The 15763-nt window shown below is 66.9% G+C and carries 13 protein-coding genes; 12 read left to right on the forward strand and 1 reads right to left on the reverse strand.

Going from position 1 to position 15763, the window contains the following annotated elements; genetic code table 11:
* The first annotated feature begins 19 nt into the window (after positions 1-19).
* The 8 genes from CV023_RS08180 (at position 20) to CV023_RS08215 (ending at position 10830) form a co-directional block, all read left to right on the forward strand.
* Positions 20-2035, forward strand: a complete 2016-nt coding sequence (locus tag CV023_RS08180; protein ID WP_230744971.1) for a S9 family peptidase — start codon at positions 20-22, stop codon at positions 2033-2035.
* The gene (locus CV023_RS08185) at positions 2028-3191 is read left to right on the forward strand and encodes a hypothetical protein (RefSeq protein WP_230744972.1); all 1164 of its coding nucleotides are present in this window, start codon (positions 2028-2030) and stop codon (positions 3189-3191) included. Before CV023_RS08180 ends, CV023_RS08185 begins: the two co-directional genes overlap by 8 nt.
* Positions 3188-5449 carry an NAD-dependent DNA ligase LigA gene (gene ligA / locus CV023_RS08190; RefSeq protein ID WP_230744973.1) on the forward strand — a complete coding sequence of 754 codons (2262 nt, stop codon included), beginning with the start codon at positions 3188-3190 and terminating at the stop codon, positions 5447-5449. The genes CV023_RS08185 and ligA overlap by 4 nt, the downstream gene beginning before the upstream one ends.
* Before the next feature lie 132 nt (positions 5450-5581).
* Positions 5582-6124: a hypothetical protein gene (locus CV023_RS08195; RefSeq protein WP_230744974.1), complete on the forward strand. Its 543-nt coding sequence runs from the start codon at positions 5582-5584 to the stop codon at positions 6122-6124.
* A 207-nt stretch (positions 6125-6331) separates the two neighbouring features.
* Positions 6332-6637: an Asp-tRNA(Asn)/Glu-tRNA(Gln) amidotransferase subunit GatC gene (gene gatC / locus CV023_RS08200; RefSeq protein WP_230744975.1), complete on the forward strand. Its 306-nt coding sequence runs from the start codon at positions 6332-6334 to the stop codon at positions 6635-6637.
* Entirely contained in the window at positions 6637-8136 is a 1500-nt protein-coding gene (gatA, locus tag CV023_RS08205) for an Asp-tRNA(Asn)/Glu-tRNA(Gln) amidotransferase subunit GatA (protein WP_230744976.1), read from the forward strand. The genes gatC and gatA overlap by 1 nt, the downstream gene beginning before the upstream one ends.
* Positions 8133-9614 carry an Asp-tRNA(Asn)/Glu-tRNA(Gln) amidotransferase subunit GatB gene (gene gatB / locus CV023_RS08210; protein WP_230744977.1) on the forward strand — a complete coding sequence of 494 codons (1482 nt, stop codon included), beginning with the start codon at positions 8133-8135 and terminating at the stop codon, positions 9612-9614. The genes gatA and gatB overlap by 4 nt, the downstream gene beginning before the upstream one ends.
* Before the next feature lie 169 nt (positions 9615-9783).
* Positions 9784-10830, forward strand: coding sequence for a hypothetical protein (locus CV023_RS08215; RefSeq protein ID WP_230744978.1), 1047 nt, complete (start codon positions 9784-9786; stop codon positions 10828-10830).
* 63 nt (positions 10831-10893) lie between these two features.
* On the opposite strand, the gene def is transcribed toward CV023_RS08215, so the two are convergent.
* Positions 10894-11466, reverse strand: coding sequence for a peptide deformylase (gene def, locus CV023_RS08220; RefSeq protein ID WP_230744979.1), 573 nt, complete (start codon positions 11464-11466; stop codon positions 10894-10896).
* A 445-nt stretch (positions 11467-11911) separates the two neighbouring features.
* Between def and cysK the strand changes: the two genes are divergently transcribed.
* The 4 genes from cysK to CV023_RS08240 all read left to right on the forward strand — a co-directional run bounded on the left by cysK (position 11912) and on the right by CV023_RS08240 (position 15762).
* Positions 11912-12838 (forward strand): cysteine synthase A, encoded by a 927-nt coding sequence (cysK, locus tag CV023_RS08225; protein WP_230744980.1) that lies wholly within the window; start codon positions 11912-11914, stop codon positions 12836-12838.
* A gap of 211 nt (positions 12839-13049) precedes the next feature.
* On the forward strand, positions 13050-13721 hold the full coding sequence (epsC, locus tag CV023_RS08230) for a serine O-acetyltransferase EpsC (RefSeq protein WP_230744981.1): 672 nt from the start codon (positions 13050-13052) through the stop codon (positions 13719-13721).
* 140 nt (positions 13722-13861) lie between these two features.
* The gene (locus CV023_RS08235) at positions 13862-15040 is read left to right on the forward strand and encodes an LLM class flavin-dependent oxidoreductase (protein ID WP_230744982.1); all 1179 of its coding nucleotides are present in this window, start codon (positions 13862-13864) and stop codon (positions 15038-15040) included.
* A complete protein-coding gene (locus CV023_RS08240) occupies positions 15037-15762 on the forward strand; it encodes an NAD(P)H-dependent oxidoreductase (protein WP_230744983.1) in 726 nt (241 codons plus the stop codon). Before CV023_RS08235 ends, CV023_RS08240 begins: the two co-directional genes overlap by 4 nt.
* Position 15763 lies beyond the last annotated feature (1 nt).

The raw sequence follows: 15763 nt of genomic DNA on the forward strand, positions 1-15763 counted from the left end.
GGCGCGATAGTCTGGGAGTATGAAGGAATCTCCCCAGGATGTCGTCACGGCGCCGTACGGGACCTGGTCGTCGCCGTTGAGTGCCGCCGAGGTGGCCGCGGGTGCCGCGCCCATCTTCGATGCCGCCTTCCGCGGGGACGAGATCTTCTATTCGACGAAGGTCCCGGCCGAGAACTCGCGGACCGGACTGATGCGGACCTCGCTGTCGCACCCGGGGCTTTCGGAACAGGTGCTGCCGGCGGAGTTCAACATCCGCTCGGCCGTCCACGAATACGGGGGAGGGGCATGGGCTCTCGACCCCCGCAGTGAGGTCATCTACTTCGTCAACGCCCCGGATCAGCGGATCTGGCAGATCATTCCGGGACGCTCACCTCATGCGCTGACTCCGGACACCTCGGGGCGGATCCGCTACGGAGATCTGCACATGACTCCGTGGGGTCTGCTGTGTGTGCGCGAAGACTGCCGGTCGACTCAGCGGGAGCGGGCGATCGTCCTCATCACCCGGCACGGGACGACGAATGTGCTCTCCTGCAGGGCCCACTTCATGGCCTGGCCGAGGCTGAGCCCGGACGGCAGCACCCTGGCCTTCATCGGCTGGGAGCACCCGAACATGCCCTGGGATGCGACCACGCTGTGGCTCATCGACGTCCGCACCCCGGCCACGCCCATCCGCGCGAAGCTCTCCGGCGAAGAGGAGCACGCCGGTCAGAGAGTCTCCCTGCAACAGCCCGAGTTTTCCTCCGACTCCTCGCTCATCCTCGGCTCCGACCACGACGGCCGCTGGGCTCTCTACTCCCTCGACTTCTCTCCGGTCGCCGACACCGAGGCGGTTCGCGAGCCGGGGATTCAGCCGCTGTACCCCGAACTCGGGATCTCCAAGCTGCGGCCCGTCCTCGACACCGGTGCCGAGATCGGCGGGGCACTGTGGCAGCTCGGCGCCCGGTGGTATCTCAGGGATGCAGAGGAGATCTGGGCCCACTCACAGTCCGCGACGGCGACGCTGGTGCGCACGCCCGCCTCGTCGGAAGGAGCCGCCTCGTCGGAAGGGGCCGGCGGATTCGAAGAGGTCAACTCGACCGGGGAGACCTTCGGCAGCCTCGAACTCCATGACCTCGGTCGCACGCATCTGCTGCTGACGGCGAAATCGAGCGACCGCACCGGGGTGCTCTACGCCGTCGACCGGGCCACAGGACTCTACTCGGAGATCGCGCGGGAGCGTCTCGACGCCCACCACGACTACTACACACACCCCTACGCGACCGAACTCGGCGGGGTGCCCGTGGTGATCAACCCGCCGCACAATCCGCGCTTCGCCGCCCTCGACCGTGAACTCCCGCCCTTCCTCGTCTCGATCCACGGCGGTCCCACCGGCCAGGCCACCCCGGAGATGGCGGCGCGCACCAGCTACTTCACCTCCCGGGGAATCGGTGTGCTCGAGGTCAACTACGGCGGTTCGACCGGCTTCGGACGGCGCTGGCGTGAGCGCCTGGAAGGACAGTGGGGCATCGTCGACGTCGATGACACCGTCGCCGCCGTCGCCGGCCTCGTGGAGGCGGGTCTGGCCGATCCGAAGCGGATCGCGATCACCGGAGCCTCCTCCGGCGGATGGACGGTGCTCTCGGCACTGGCCTCGACCGATGTCTTCGCCTGCGGCACCTCGTACTTCGGAGTCACCGACCTCATGCGCTTCGTCGTCGACACTCACGACTTCGAGGCCCACTACATCGACGGCCTCGTGGGCCGCTGGCCCGACGCCCACGACGAATACATCACACGCTCTCCGGTCAGACGGGTCACCGAGATCAGCGTCCCAGTGGCCGTCATGCAGGGCGACCGCGACCCGATCGTCCCGCCCACTCAGGCCAAGGACTTCGTCGATGCCCTCGACTACGCCGGAGTGGAGTACATTTACCGTCTGTACAAGGGCGAATCCCATGGCTTCGTCCGGGCCGAGACCATCATCGATTCCCTGGAAAGCGAGTTCGGATTCTATGTCGACGTCTTCGGAATCCCGCGCAGCCGCCGTCATGTCTGAGGCGCTCCGCGGATCTGCCGGTTCGCAGCTTGGCGAGGCGGACGCGAGCGAGTCCGACCCGCAGACGCCGTCCCGAGTGCTCCCCGCGGCGACGACGACCGGCATCTGGATCCCCGGCCAGACCACGACCAATCCCGGCTACGACCACGCCACCAGCCCGGTCAGGCAGGCGGCCGCAACCGCATTCGACATCCTCGGCGATCAGCTCCCGCCCGTGCCGTTGAGCGCCCACCGCGCCGAGGACCGCTGGGGCGCCGATGCGATCGGTCGTGCCGTGAGTCTGCTCAGCGAACTCCACGTCGACCGGACCTCCTTCGGCTGGCGTCTGACCGCCTCGGCGGGCAAGGACGAACGTCTCGAGGACTCGGCCCTCGGCGAGGCCTTCGACGCGATCGCCGAATACGCCGAAGGCTTCACCGGTCAGATCCAACTCTCTCTGCCCGGGCCGTGGACGCTCGTGACCGCACTCAATCTCAGCTCGGGTTCCGCGGTGCTCGCCGACCACGGGGCACGCCGCGACGTCATTCAGGCCTACGCGTACGGCATCTCGGGCTTCGCCGAGAAGCTGCGCCGACTGGGAGTCCAGCCGACCGTCCGTCTCGTCGAGTCGCGGCTCCACCCCGTGCTCACCGGCACCTGGCCCACCGTCTCCGGATGGCGCACCTTGCCGGCCGTCGCCGAATCTCAGGTCTACGCCGCCCTCCAATCGACCCTGCGCCACCTGCCGCCGACCGTGCTGGCCTTGCCCGACCTGCGGTCCGTGCACCTGCGAGGCAAGGAGATCCCCGCCGCCGAGGTGGTCCGATCCACCGGTGCGAACGCCGTGTCAGTGCCGTTGGCTACCCTGAAAGCACATGGATGGGAGCAACTGGCCATGATCGCCGAGGCGGGGCTCGGGACCTGGCTGCACCTGCCCGTCGGAGCCGGATCGAGACCGCAGGAGGTGAAGCACTGGACGCAGCGCATCACCCAGCCGTGGACGCGCATCGGCATGGGGGCCGCCACCCTGCGCGATTTCGGGATGGTCTCCGGTCCGGAGCTGCCGCTGGGCCACCCGCCGCTGCTGGACGAGCACGCACCGACCACGAGCGACAGCAGCCAGGCCACGATGATGATCGCCGCTGGAGTGCGGCGTGCCCTTGAGGAGACCGAATGACCACGAAACCTGAGGACTCGGAACAGTCAGCCGCCGAGGCCGTCGCCGATGCGGATGGGCCGGACAAGGATCTCTCTGCAGCGGATTTCTCCGGCGCGGACTTCTCCGACACAGACCTCTCCGATGCCACCGCACGTGCCCAGGCCCACGCCGGGCTCGTCGAGCAGATCGAGAAGTACCGCGAAGCGTACTATCAGGATTCCCTGCTCGTCGCCGACGCCGAATACGATGACCTCGTCCACCGCCTCGAAGACCTCGAACAGGCCTATCCCGAGCTCGTCACCGACTCCTCACCGACGCAGACAGTCGGCGGAGTCGTCGACACCTCGACCTTCGACCCCGTCGAGCACATCGGACGGATGTACAGTCTCGACAACGTCTTCGACTTCGAGGAGCTGCGGGCCTGGTACGAGCGGACGCGGTCGGCGGTCTCGGCACGATCGAAGTTCCTCTGCGAACTCAAGATCGACGGACTGGCCGTCAACCTTCTCTACCGCGACGGCGAACTCGTCCGCGCGGCCACTCGCGGGGATGGCCGCATCGGTGAGGACATCACCGCCAACGTCCGCACCATCGCCGACATCCCGACCCGGCTCGACACGGACTACCCTCCGGCCGAGGTCGAGATCCGCGGAGAGGTGTTCTTCCCGCTGGAGAAGTTCACCGAACTCAACGCCTCCCTCGTCGCCGAGGGCAAGGCCCCCTTCGCGAACCCCCGCAACTCCGCGGCAGGATCCCTGCGCCAGAAAGACCCGGCGGTCACTGCCAGGCGGCCGCTGCACATGCTCGTCCACGGCATCGCCGTATGGACCCCAGCCGATGATTCGCATCCGGAGCCGGCCCACCAGTCGGAGGTCTACGAGGCCTTCCGCGACTGGGGCCTGCCGATCAGCGAGTACTACAAGGTGTTCGAGACCGTCGACGAGATCGAGGATTTCGTCGCCTACTACGGCGAGCACCGCCACGACGTGACCCACGAGATCGACGGCATCGTCATCAAGGTCGATGACATCGCCGTCCAGGAGACCCTCGGGTATACCTCCCGGGCGCCGAGGTGGGCGACCGCCTACAAATACCCGCCCGAGGAGGTCACTACGAAGCTGCTCGACATCCAGGTTCAGGTCGGTCGCACCGGGCGGGTGACTCCGTTCGCGGTGATGGAGCCGGTGACCGTGGCCGGTTCGACCGTGGAGAGGGCGACCCTGCACAACGGATACGAGGTCAAACGCAAGGGCGTGCTCATCGGCGATACCGTCACCCTGCGCAAGGCCGGTGACGTCATTCCCGAGGTGCTCGGACCGGTGGTGGCCCAGCGCGACGGCAGCGAGCACGAATTCGTCATGCCCACTGACTGTCCCTCGTGCGGAACGAAGCTCGGTGAGCAGAAGGAGGGCGACAAGGATCTGCGCTGCCCGAACTCGCGGTCGTGCCCTGCACAGTTGGCCAACCGCATCTTCTACCTCGCCTCCCGGGCCGCCTTCGACATCGAAGCGCTCGGTGAGGAGGCGGCACTGGCGCTGACTGCGCCGGCCGAACCCGAGCAGCCGCCGCTGACCTCGGAGGCCTACCTGTTCGATCTCACTGCCGACGACCTCGCCGAGGTCAAGATCTGGCGGAACAAGAAGGTCAAGGGAGTCGAAACGGGGGAGCGGGAACTTGTTCCCTACTTCTACACGCGCGGGACCGCGAAGAAGCCGAGCGCACCGAGTGCGAACACGAAGAAGCTCTTCGAGGAGCTGGAGAAGGCGCGTGATCAGGACCTGTGGCGGGTTCTCGTGGCTCTGTCGATACGGCACGTCGGACCGACGGCCGCGCGGACCCTGGCCGCACGCTTCCGCACTCTCGAGGCGATCCGCGCGGCCGACCTCGAGGAGCTCTCTGCCGTCGACGGGATCGGCTCGACGATCGCCGCGAGCCTGCGCGAGTGGTTCGCCGTCGATTGGCATATCGAGATCATCGAGGCTTGGGCCGCCGCCGGGGTCCGAATGGAGGACGAGGAGCAGGAAGCCGGGGCGCAGACCCTCGAGGGCCTGACGATCGTCGCCACCGGGTCGCTGTCCACCTTTACCCGCGACGGCATCAAGGAGGCGATCCTCGGGGCCGGAGGCAAGGCAGCGAGTTCGGTGTCGAAGAAGACCGACTATGTCGTCGCCGGTGAGAACGCGGGATCGAAGCTCGAGAAGGCCGAGTCCCTGGGCGTGCCGGTCCTCGACGAGGACGAGTTCCGGACCCTGCTGGAGACCGGCAGCCTCGGCTGAAGCAGCGGGTCCGGCCGGCGGCCGGCGGTCGGTGACCGGGCTCACGCTTCGCACCGACCCGTCACCGAACATCAAGCTGCGTCACAGCCGGAATCAAGTCGGGGGACAGTTTGCGGTGGGAGAGTGGAGGGCATGAAGTCGATTCCCCGGCTGATCGCCGGAACAGCCGTGGTTCTCGCCGCCGTCCTCACCGCCGCACCCGTGACCGCGGGCATCGCCGACCTCGTTCTCAATCCGGGCCAGCAGCCCGCCAAACGTGCGGCACCGTCGGCACTGCCCGGGGCGTCGACCGCCCCGACGGTGCTGAGCCGATACCGTGACGACGATGCCGACGAGGATACCGAGGGCGGATCCGGCACGTTCACGATCGTCTCCGATCGCGACTCTTCGGCTGAGCCGACCGCTGCCACCGAGCACACCGCCGCTACCGGCGCCACCGACGATTCTGCCGCTTCCGGCGCTCCCCTTGCACCTGTCGCCTCCTCGGCGCGGGCCGCCGGACTCGTCGCGCTCACCGCCGCCGACGCGAACTCCCGGGTCAGTGAACTCGCCGGCGACCTGCAGGCCGGAGTCGCGGCCGGGGAATTCTCCCAGGCCGACGCCGACCGTGTCCTCGGCGACCTCTCGAGCTACATCCGCGGCGAACGCACCTGGCCAGAGCGCACCGTCGCCTGACCAGCAGTCGCGGCACCACCTCGGCGAACGCCTGCCCGCGCTCTGCCCGCCTTGACGCCCTTCCGGCCTGACCTTGGCCCTGCCTCCCTGTCCCTGCCACACCGCCCCAGCACCGCCTCGGCGCAGCTCACATCGGACCGCCCCGAACCCGGCCGCGGGACGGACTAGACTGGGGGGCGAGCAAACAGAGACGATGAAAGGCAGGGAATGACGGAGTCCTCCGCAATCACCCCCGAGCAGGTCGAGCATTTGGCTTCGCTGTCTCGGATCGCCATGGGCGAGGACGAGCTGAACGCGCTCGCCGGTGATCTGACCACAATTCTTAAGAACGTCGCCAGGGTCAACGAAGTGGCCGGCGATGATGTGCCCGCAACGAGCCACCCGATCGCACTGACGAACGTGCTGCGCCCCGATGTCGTCGGTGAGACGCTGACCAGCGAACAGGCCCTGGCCTCGGCTCCGGCAGCGGCCGACGACAAGTTCCTCGTCCCCCAGATCCTCGGGGAGGAATGATGAGCGAACTGACCTCCAAGAGCGCCCTCGAACTCGCCGCAGGACTGAAATCCGGCGAGTTCTCCTCCGTCGACGTCACCCGGGCCCACCTCGACCGCATCCACGCCACCGAGGAGGACTTCCACTCCTTCATCACCGTCACCGATGAGCTCGCGCTCGAGACCGCGCAGGCCGTCGACGCCCAGCGTGCCGCCGGTGCCGAGGTCCACGCCCTGGCCGGAGTGCCCGTGGCACTCAAGGACCTCGTCGTCACCGAGGGCGTGCGCACGACCGCAGGCTCGAAGATGCTCGAGAACTGGGTGCCGCCCTACGAATCCACCGTGCACAAGAAGGTCAAGGCCGCCGGCCTGCCGGTGCTCGGCAAGACCAACCTCGACGAGTTCGCGATGGGGTCGACCACCGAGCACTCGGCCTTCGGCGACACCCGCAACCCGTGGAACCTCGAACACGTGCCCGGAGGCTCCTCCGGCGGTGCCGCTGCGGCCCTCGCCGGCTTCCAGGCGCCGCTGTCGGTGGGCACCGACACGGGCGGCTCCGTCCGCCAGCCTGCCGCCTTCACCGGCACCGTCGGCGTCAAACCGACCTACGGTTCGATCTCCCGCTTCGGCATCATCGCGATGGCCTCGAGCCTCGACCAGGTCGGCCCGATGGGCCGATCTGTCGCCGATGCCGCGGCCCTGCACGAACTGCTGGCCGGCCACGATCCGCTCGACTCGACCTCGCTGCCCGACGAGGTGGCAGGCTTCCTCAGCGCCGCCCAGACCTCTGATCTCAAGGGCAAGAAGCTCGGTGTGATCAAGCAGCTGCGCGGCGAGGGCTACCAGGACGGGGTTCGCGACGCGTTCTCCGCGGCCCTCGAGACCGCCGCGGCCGCAGGTGCCGAGATCGTCGAGGTCGACTGCCCGGCGATCTCCTATGCCCTCGACGCCTACTACCTGATCATGCCCTCCGAGGTGTCCTCGAACCTGGCCCGCTACGACGGCATGCGCTACGGCCTGCGCGTCGAACCCGAGTCCGGTCCCGTCACCGCTGAGACCGTCATGGCCGCCACTCGTGCCGCCGGCTTCGGCTCCGAGGCCAAACGCCGCATCATCCTCGGCACCTACGCCCTCTCGGCCGGCTACTACGACGCCTACTACGGTTCGGCGCAGAAGATCCGCACCTTGGTCCAGAACGACTTCGCCAAGGCCTTCGAATCATGCGACGTCCTCGTGTCCCCGACGGCACCGACGACCGCACTGAAGTTCGGCGCCGAGGCGGATGCCGATCCCATGGCCCTCTACCTCGGGGACGTCGCCACCATCCCGGCGAACCTCGCCGGCATCCCGGGGCTGTCCCTGCCCGCAGGTCTGGCCGACGGCCTGCCCGTCGGATTCCAGATCCTCGCTCCGGCCCGTGAAGACGTGAAGCTCTACGAGGTGGCCGGACCGCTCGAGGCGGCACTGGAATCGGCCGGCGGACGAGTGCTCGACACCCTCGCGGAAGGACTGCGGAAGTGAAATACGAAGAGGCGATCAAGAAGTACGATCCGGTCATCGGCATCGAGGTCCACGTCGAGCTCGGCACCGCGACCAAGATGTTCGACGCCGCCCCCAACACCTTCGGCGGCGGACCGAACTCGAACATCACCCCCACCTCCCTCGGCCTGCCGGGTTCCCTTCCCGTGGTCAACGAGAAGGGTGTGGAGTATGCGATCAAGATCGGCCTGGCCATGGGCTGCGAGATCGCCGAGACCTGCCGCTTCGCCCGGAAGAACTACTTCTACCCGGACGTGCCCAAGGACTTCCAGACCAGCCAGTCCGATGAGCCCATCGCCGCCGAGGGACAGGTCGAGGTCGAACTCGAGGACGGAACCCTCGTCACGGTTCCCGTCGAGCGCGCCCATATGGAAGAAGACGCCGGGAAGAACACCCACATCGGCGGTGCGACCGGACGCATCCACGGTGCCGACCACTCCCTGGTCGACTACAACCGGGCCGGGGTACCCCTCGTCGAGATCGTGACCCACCCGATCACCGGGACAGGGGAGCGGGCCCCCGAGGTGGCCGCCGCCTACGTTCGCACACTGCGTGACATCTTCCGTGCCCTCGGCGTCTCCGAGGCTCGCATGGAGCAGGGCAATGTCCGTGCCGACGTCAACGTGTCCCTGCGGGAGAGCCCCGAAGCACCTCTGGGCACCCGCACGGAGACGAAGAACGTCAACTCCTTCCGCTCGATCGAACGTGCCGTCCGCTTCGAGATCGCCCGCCAGGCGACCCGCCTCGAGGCCGGCGTATCGATCGTCCAGGAGACCCGGCACTTCCACGAGGACACCGGGGAGACCACCTCGGGGCGTCCGAAATCCGATGCCGATGACTACCGGTACTTCCCGGAGCCGGACCTCGTGCCGCTGACGCCCAGCCGCGAATGGGTCGAGGAGCTGCGGGCGAGTCTGCCCGAGCTGCCCGCGCAGAAGCGCCGCCGCCTCATTGCGGAATGGAGCTTCAGCGACCTCGAGATGCGCGATATCGTCAATGCCGGTCTGCTCGAAGCCATCGAGGACACCGTCAGCGCCGGAGCCAAACCGGCTGCGGCTCGCAAATGGTGGACCGGTGAGGTCGCCCGCCTGGCCAATCAGGAGGACAAGCACCCCACCGAGCTCGTCACCCCGGCCCAGATCGCGAGCCTGACGGGACTCATCGATGAGGGCAAACTCAACGACAAGCTCGCCAAGGACGTGCTCTCCGGCGTCGTCGCAGGCGAAGGCGAGCCCGCCGAGGTGATGAGTGCCCGCGGTCTCGAGATCGTCGAGGACACCGGTGCTCTGGAAGCCGCCGTCGACGAGGCGATCGCAGCGAACCCGGACGTGGTCGAGAAGATCAAGGGCGGGAAGATGCAGGCCATCGGCGCGCTCATGGGTCCGATCATGAAGGCCACCCGCGGTCAGGCCGACGCCGGAAAGGCCAAGGACCTCATCCTCGCGAAGCTGGGCGGCTGAGGACGACTCAGGATTGATCCAGCCACACCCTCTAGACTGTGCCACCAAGAGACTCATTCGAGTCTCAGGTACAGCGGGAGGGTGTGGCTGTTCGCATTCTTCCCGAGAATCGGCGTCGAGGTCGGCAGCCTCGAGGTGAGCGTGCACCACACGCGTGGAGGTGAGAGCCGTGGCTCAGTCGTGGAAGTCGCTGTGGAAGAGCGAGTGCGGGAAATCAGTCCCGATCTATCGCGTCCTCGTGCCCGAGAGCGTCAACGAGGACATCATTCGAGCCTGGAACGCCCGCGGCTACCGGTACACGGCCGGATCGCCGAGCGCGATCATGCTCACCGGCGGCATGAGCCGGAACTTCTTCCGCTCGAGCGTGATGTTCAAGGGCGGGACGGCCGCCGGCACCGCGGTGACCGCGGGCTTCGCCGCCCCCAGTGGTCTCGCCCTGCTGTCGGGCTTCGCCGATGCCGCACTGACCTTCGGCGCTCTCGGCGGAACCGCTGCAGTGGGCACGGGAGTCTTCGCTGCGGTCACGGCCCCGAAGTACCTGCGCGATCCGAAACGGCTGAGCCGGAAGAACCGTTCGAAGGTCTCACAGGCGAAGTGGATCACCCCCGCGAGCCTCGGCTTCCAACCCGGTCGCAAAGAGGGACGCGACACCGATGAGCAGCGTCTCTTCCACCTCGCCGTGACGATCGCCCGCAAGATCGTGAGGACACGGGCCTGGACCCATCCGATCCTGACAGAGCATGTCTCCCGCGTCGACCTCGACCACGCGGTGGCCTCGATCGGCATGCGCCTGCAGGAGCTGGTGCGCCTGCGCGAGGAAATCGAGAGCATCCGCGATGCGGGCACAGCGAAGTCCGTCGAAACCTACCTGTCCAAGCTCGCGGTGGCCTTCACCTCGATGGCCAATCGGGTGCGTTCGATGCACGAGTACTACGAGCGGCTGACCGAACTCGACCAGCAGCTCATGCTGCTGCACAATTCGGAGCGCTCCCGTGAACTCGGCGATCGCGTGCTCGACGTGCTCTCACGGACAGCGGCCGACGACTCGGCCGACTGGCAGTTCAGAGAACTGCGCATCGACGCCGAATCGCAGTCGTCGATCATCTCCGGTCTGGTCGCCGAACTCGATCAGACCGCCGATGACTTCGAGGACTTCGACACCCGCCTGGCCGCAGCCCAGCAATCCATCGAAAGCGCTCAGAAGTCCATCGAGTGATCACCGTCTGAGGCGGATGACCATCTGATACGGACGCAGGGTGTCTGTGTCCGAAGTCGGGTGTCAGTGACCGAAGGGATCCGGGTCGACTCCGGGCATCCACGACCGTCCCGGTTCGTTGTAGCCGTTCTCCGCCTGCGCCTTCTTCCACTTCTTCGACCAGCGCTTGTCGAGCCGATCGACATACAGCGTTCCCTGCAGATGGTCGTATTCGTGCTGCATGATGCGGGCGAACCACCCCTCGGCGCTCAGCGTCACCGGTGCGCCGGTCTCATCGACTCCGTTGACCGTGACGCGATCGGCCCGCTTGAGCGGGAAGTCGAGGCTCGGCACCGACAGGCACCCCTCGGTCTCCTCATCCGGGTCCGGGCGAGTGTCCGGGATCTTCGAGGCGATGAGCACCGGATTGACGAACGTGCCGCGCCGGCGCACTCCCGAATCGTCCTCGGCGTTGAAGACGAACATGGCTTTCCCGACCCCGATCTGCGGGGCGGCGAGGCCGACTCCATTGCTCGCATCGAGGGTCTCGTGCATATCGGCGACGAGGGCGGCGAGCTCCTCGTCGAAGTCGGTGATCTTCTCAGCTCGCCGGTGGAGGACGGGTTCGCCGCAGATGACGATGGGATGAATGGTCATGCGGACAATCGTATCGTTCTCCGCACCCGCGGCAGGAGCGTCCCCGGTGGTCAGAGACCGGCGGAGACCCGCCTCGGCGTCTCAGATCCGAAGTCACCGTCACCGGCGCCGAGGTGGGAGCCGGCACCCGGTTCTCGTGCGGGCTGAATCGCGACCGAGTCATATTGCTCAGCGGTTGAGCGTCGATTCCGGTCCCAGCACCGAGGCCCAACCGACGCCCTGTCAGCATATGACCTCATATGACCGGATATTTCGCCCCCAGCGAACAGTGATTGTTGAGCAACCGCCTGAGGAACATGCTCGGGGCTCGGGTGGTTATGATGGGTGCGAAGCGTCTCGTTTCACGAGATGAGATCAGCTGTTGAACCCTCCAGCTGGTGTTTGGGTGACGGTTGCGTCACAGCCTGCTGCGGCGGGCGAGCACAGAAGCGTGAAAGGACATATCTTGACCATCTTCAACAATGTCTCCGAACTGGTCGGCCGCACACCGCTGGTCCGCGTCAACAAGGCCAGCGAGCGCTCGGGCGCCGAGATCGTAGCCAAGCTCGAATCGTCCAACCCCGGCAACTCGGTCAAGGACCGCATCGGCGTGGCCATGATCGACGCAGCAGAGCAGTCCGGTGAGCTCAAGCCCGGCGGAACGATCGTCGAGGCCACCTCCGGCAACACCGGCATCGCGCTGGCGATGGTCGGCACCTCGCGCGGTTACAAGGTCGTCCTCACCATGCCCGAGTCGATGTCGAAGGAGCGCCGGGCCCTCCTGCGTGCCTTCGGTGCCGAACTCGTCCTCACGGACAAGGCTGCCGGGATGAAGGGCGCTGTGGAGAAGGCCGAAGAGGTCGCCGCCGAAGGCGCCGTGCTCGTGCGCCAGTTCGAGAACCAGGCCAATGTCGCCATCCACAAGGCCACCACCGGCCCCGAGATCCTCGCCGACACCGACGGCAAGGTCGACATCTTTGTTGCGGGAATCGGGACGGGCGGCACCATCTCCGGCGCCGGCGCGGCCCTGCGTGAGGCGAACCCCGATATCAAGATCGTCGCCGTCGAGCCCGCCGCATCGCCGCTGCTGACCGAGGGCAAAGCGGGCCCGCACATGATCCAGGGCCTCGGCGCGAACTTCATCCCCGGCATCCTCGACACCGAAATCTACGATGAGGTCGTCGATGTCGACAACGAGGTGGCCATCGAGCGCGCCCGCGAAGTTGCCAAGGAAGAGGGCCTGTTGGTCGGAATCTCCTCGGGTGCCGCCCTTTTCGCTGCAGAGAAGGTCGGAGCGCGTCCGGAGAACGCTGGCAAGCGAATCGTCGTCATCATCCCGAGCTATGGCGAGCGCTACCTGTCGACTCCGCTGTTCTCCGAATACCTCGACTGATCACAGCAGCACCGGTCGGTCGCCTGCGAGGTTGACCGATGAGTGGGTGAGGGCGTCAAACTTGTGTTTGACGCCCTCACGCTGTTGACGAGGCCGACACCGGCACCGGGATCGGTCGGGCTGGGCCTGGCCGGGTTGGGTCGGGCCGGGCTGGCCCGGCGAGCCGACGAGACGAATACCGCAACGAACCGAATGAGCGAGGACTGAACAGATGAAGGCACTGTGGACCGTGGCGGCAGCGGCAGTGGGGGCGGCAGCCTACGGGCTGAGCCGAAAGGACTTCCGGGCGGCGCTGCGCGAGGACCTCGACACCGTTCAGCGGCGCGATCCCGCGGCATCGAACGACTTCGTCTCCATCCTCTCCTACCCCGGCATGCATGCGATCTGGGCTCACCGCGGTCTCCACCGACTCTGGCAGCATGACGCAGGCAAAGTGCCCGCGCGGCTGATGTCCCAAGCGGTGCGTACGCTCACCGGTGTCGAGATCCACCCGGGCGCGCAGATCGGACGCCGCTTCTTCATCGACCACGCCAACGGAGTCGTCATCGGCGAGACCTCGGAGATCGGCGACGACGTCATGCTCTACCACCAGGTCACCCTGGGTGGGACCTCGATGGAGAAGACCAAGCGCCACCCGACGTTGGGCAATCACGTGCTCGTCGGGGCGGGCGCGAAGATCCTCGGCCCTGTCGTCGTCGGCGACAACTCCTCCGTCGGAGCCAACGCGGTCGTCGTCAAGGACGTGCCCAGCGATTCGAGCGCGGTGGGCATCCCCGCCAAGGTCCGCGAGAAGAAGTCGGACGCCCCGGCCAGCGTGGACGAGAAGAAGACCGCATCGCCCGAGGCGGATTTCCAGCTCATCGATCCCGCGATCTGGATCTGAGCACCTTCTGAGGCCCGGCGCAGGCCGCCGGGAATACTTTCACCGCCGTGTCTGTTAAAATTTCAACTAATTACTTCAAAACTGAAGCATTGGTTCGAAGGGAGCTCGCTCGCAACGGGCTCGGAGCAGAAGGAGCAGCCATGGAATTCGGAATCTTCACCATCGGGGATGTCACCACGGACCCCACCGACGGCACCAGCGTGTCGGAGCATCAGCGGATCAAGAACACGGTCGAGATCGCGAAGAAGGCCGAAGAGGTCGGACTCGATGTCTTCGCCACCGGTCAACATCACAACCCGCCCTTCGTCGCCCCCGCCAACCCGCCGGTTCTGCTGGCGAACATCGCCGCGCAGACGGAGAAGCTGAGGCTCTCGACGGCGACCACACTCATCACCACCACCGATCCCGTGCGCATCGCCGAAGACTACTCCTACGCGCAGCATCTCTCGGAGGGCCGTATCAGCCTGATCATGGGCCGCGGCAACACCGGGCCGGTCTACCCCTGGTTCGGCAAGGACATCCGTTCGGGCATTCCGCTGGCCGTCGAGAACTACAACCTCCTCTACCGCCTCTGGCGCGAGAAGAACCTCGACTGGGAGGGCAAGTTCCGCACACCTCTCAACGGCTTCACGGTCACGCCGACGCCGCTCGACGAGGTCCCTCCCTTCGTCTGGCACGGGTCGATTCGCAGCCCTGAGATCGCCGAACAGGCCGCGTACTACGGAGACGGCTTCTTCCACAACAACATCTTCTGGCCGACCTCGCACACCGCGCGCATGGTCCAGCTCTACCGCCAGCGCTACGAATACTACGGCCACGGCACTGCCAGCCAGGCCATCGTCGGACTCGGCGGTCAGGTCTTCATGCGCAAGAACTCGCAGGATGCGGTCAAGGAGTTCCGTCCCTACTTCGACAACGCCCCGGTCTACGGCCACGGACCCAGCCTCGAGGACTTCTCGACGCAGACTCCGCTGACCGTCGGCTCACCGCAGCAGGTCATCGAACGCACCCTGGGCTTCCGCGACTGGGCAGGCGACTATCAGCGTCAGCTCTTCCTCGTCGACCACGCGGGGCTGCCGCAGAAGACCGTGCTCGAGCAGCTCGACCTGCTCGGCGAAGAGGTCATCCCGGTGCTGCGCGAAGAGTTCGCCAAAAACCGTCCCGCCGAGGTGCCCGACGCCCCGACCCACGAGTCACTCGTCCTCCGCCACCGTGAGGGCAGGGACCCGATCCCCGGAGGCGGAGAGGGATCGCGCGCATTCGCCGATCGGCAGGCCCGCGCCGCCGAGGCCCAGGAAACAGGAGCAGAACGAGCATGAGTACACGCACCATCACCGTCCTCGCCGTCACCACCTCGCTGAGCGAAGACTCGAGCACGCTGAAGCTCTCAGACCGAATCCTCGCCGAGGCGGTCTCGGTGGGGGAGTCGACCGGCGTCACCGTGAGGACCGAGACCATCAATATCCGCAGTCTCGCCTCGGCGCTCACCGACATGGCGCTGACCGGGTTCCGGTCCGAGGCGCTCGAAGAGGCCTACTCCCGGGTCGCCGCGGCGGATGCGATCGTCACCGTCACACCCGTGTACAAGGTGGCTCCGGTCGGTCTGCACACGCTGTTCTGGCAGCTCATCGACGAGAAGTCCCTCGTCGGCAAGGCCGTGCTCATCGCCTCCACCGGCGGCACCCCGCGTCACTCCCAGGCCGGCGAGACCGCGCTGCGACCGATGCTGTCCTACCTCAAGGGCATCGTCGTCCCGACCACGGTCTTCGCGGCCACGGACGACTGGGGCAGCATCGAGGGCGGGCGCAGCCTCACCGCTCGAATCCGGCAGGCCGGCGAGGAGCTCATCGGCCTTGCCGGCGACCTGAGCGGGATCGCCGGTGCCTCGGGCCCAGCTCGCGCCGATGCCGCGGCTCGCGCCGACGCCACGGCGACCTCGACCGGCGAGTTCGGGCGAGCGACCGGTCGCCGTGCTCCCAGCATCGACGAGGAGTTCGACCCTGAGCGCATCACCCCCTTCGCCCAGTTGCTCGAGGGCTAAT

The organism is Brevibacterium sp. CCUG 69071, from assembly GCF_021023135.1.
Classification (GTDB): Bacteria; Actinomycetota; Actinomycetes; order Actinomycetales; family Brevibacteriaceae; genus Brevibacterium.

Coding starts and splice junctions, on each gene's coding strand:
- gatC (WP_230744975.1), top strand. CDS start 6,332: ATGACGGAGTCCTCCGCAATCACCCCCGAGCAGGTCGAGCATTTGGCT.
- ligA (WP_230744973.1), top strand. CDS start 3,188: ATGACCACGAAACCTGAGGACTCGGAACAGTCAGCCGCCGAGGCCGTC.
- CV023_RS08180 (WP_230744971.1), top strand. CDS start 20: ATGAAGGAATCTCCCCAGGATGTCGTCACGGCGCCGTACGGGACCTGG.
- epsC (WP_230744981.1), top strand. CDS start 13,050: ATGAAGGCACTGTGGACCGTGGCGGCAGCGGCAGTGGGGGCGGCAGCC.
- CV023_RS08195 (WP_230744974.1), top strand. CDS start 5,582: ATGAAGTCGATTCCCCGGCTGATCGCCGGAACAGCCGTGGTTCTCGCC.
- gatA (WP_230744976.1), top strand. CDS start 6,637: ATGAGCGAACTGACCTCCAAGAGCGCCCTCGAACTCGCCGCAGGACTG.
- CV023_RS08185 (WP_230744972.1), top strand. CDS start 2,028: ATGTCTGAGGCGCTCCGCGGATCTGCCGGTTCGCAGCTTGGCGAGGCG.
- def (WP_230744979.1), bottom strand. CDS start 11,466: ATGACCATTCATCCCATCGTCATCTGCGGCGAACCCGTCCTCCACCGG.
- CV023_RS08240 (WP_230744983.1), top strand. CDS start 15,037: ATGAGTACACGCACCATCACCGTCCTCGCCGTCACCACCTCGCTGAGC.
- CV023_RS08235 (WP_230744982.1), top strand. CDS start 13,862: ATGGAATTCGGAATCTTCACCATCGGGGATGTCACCACGGACCCCACC.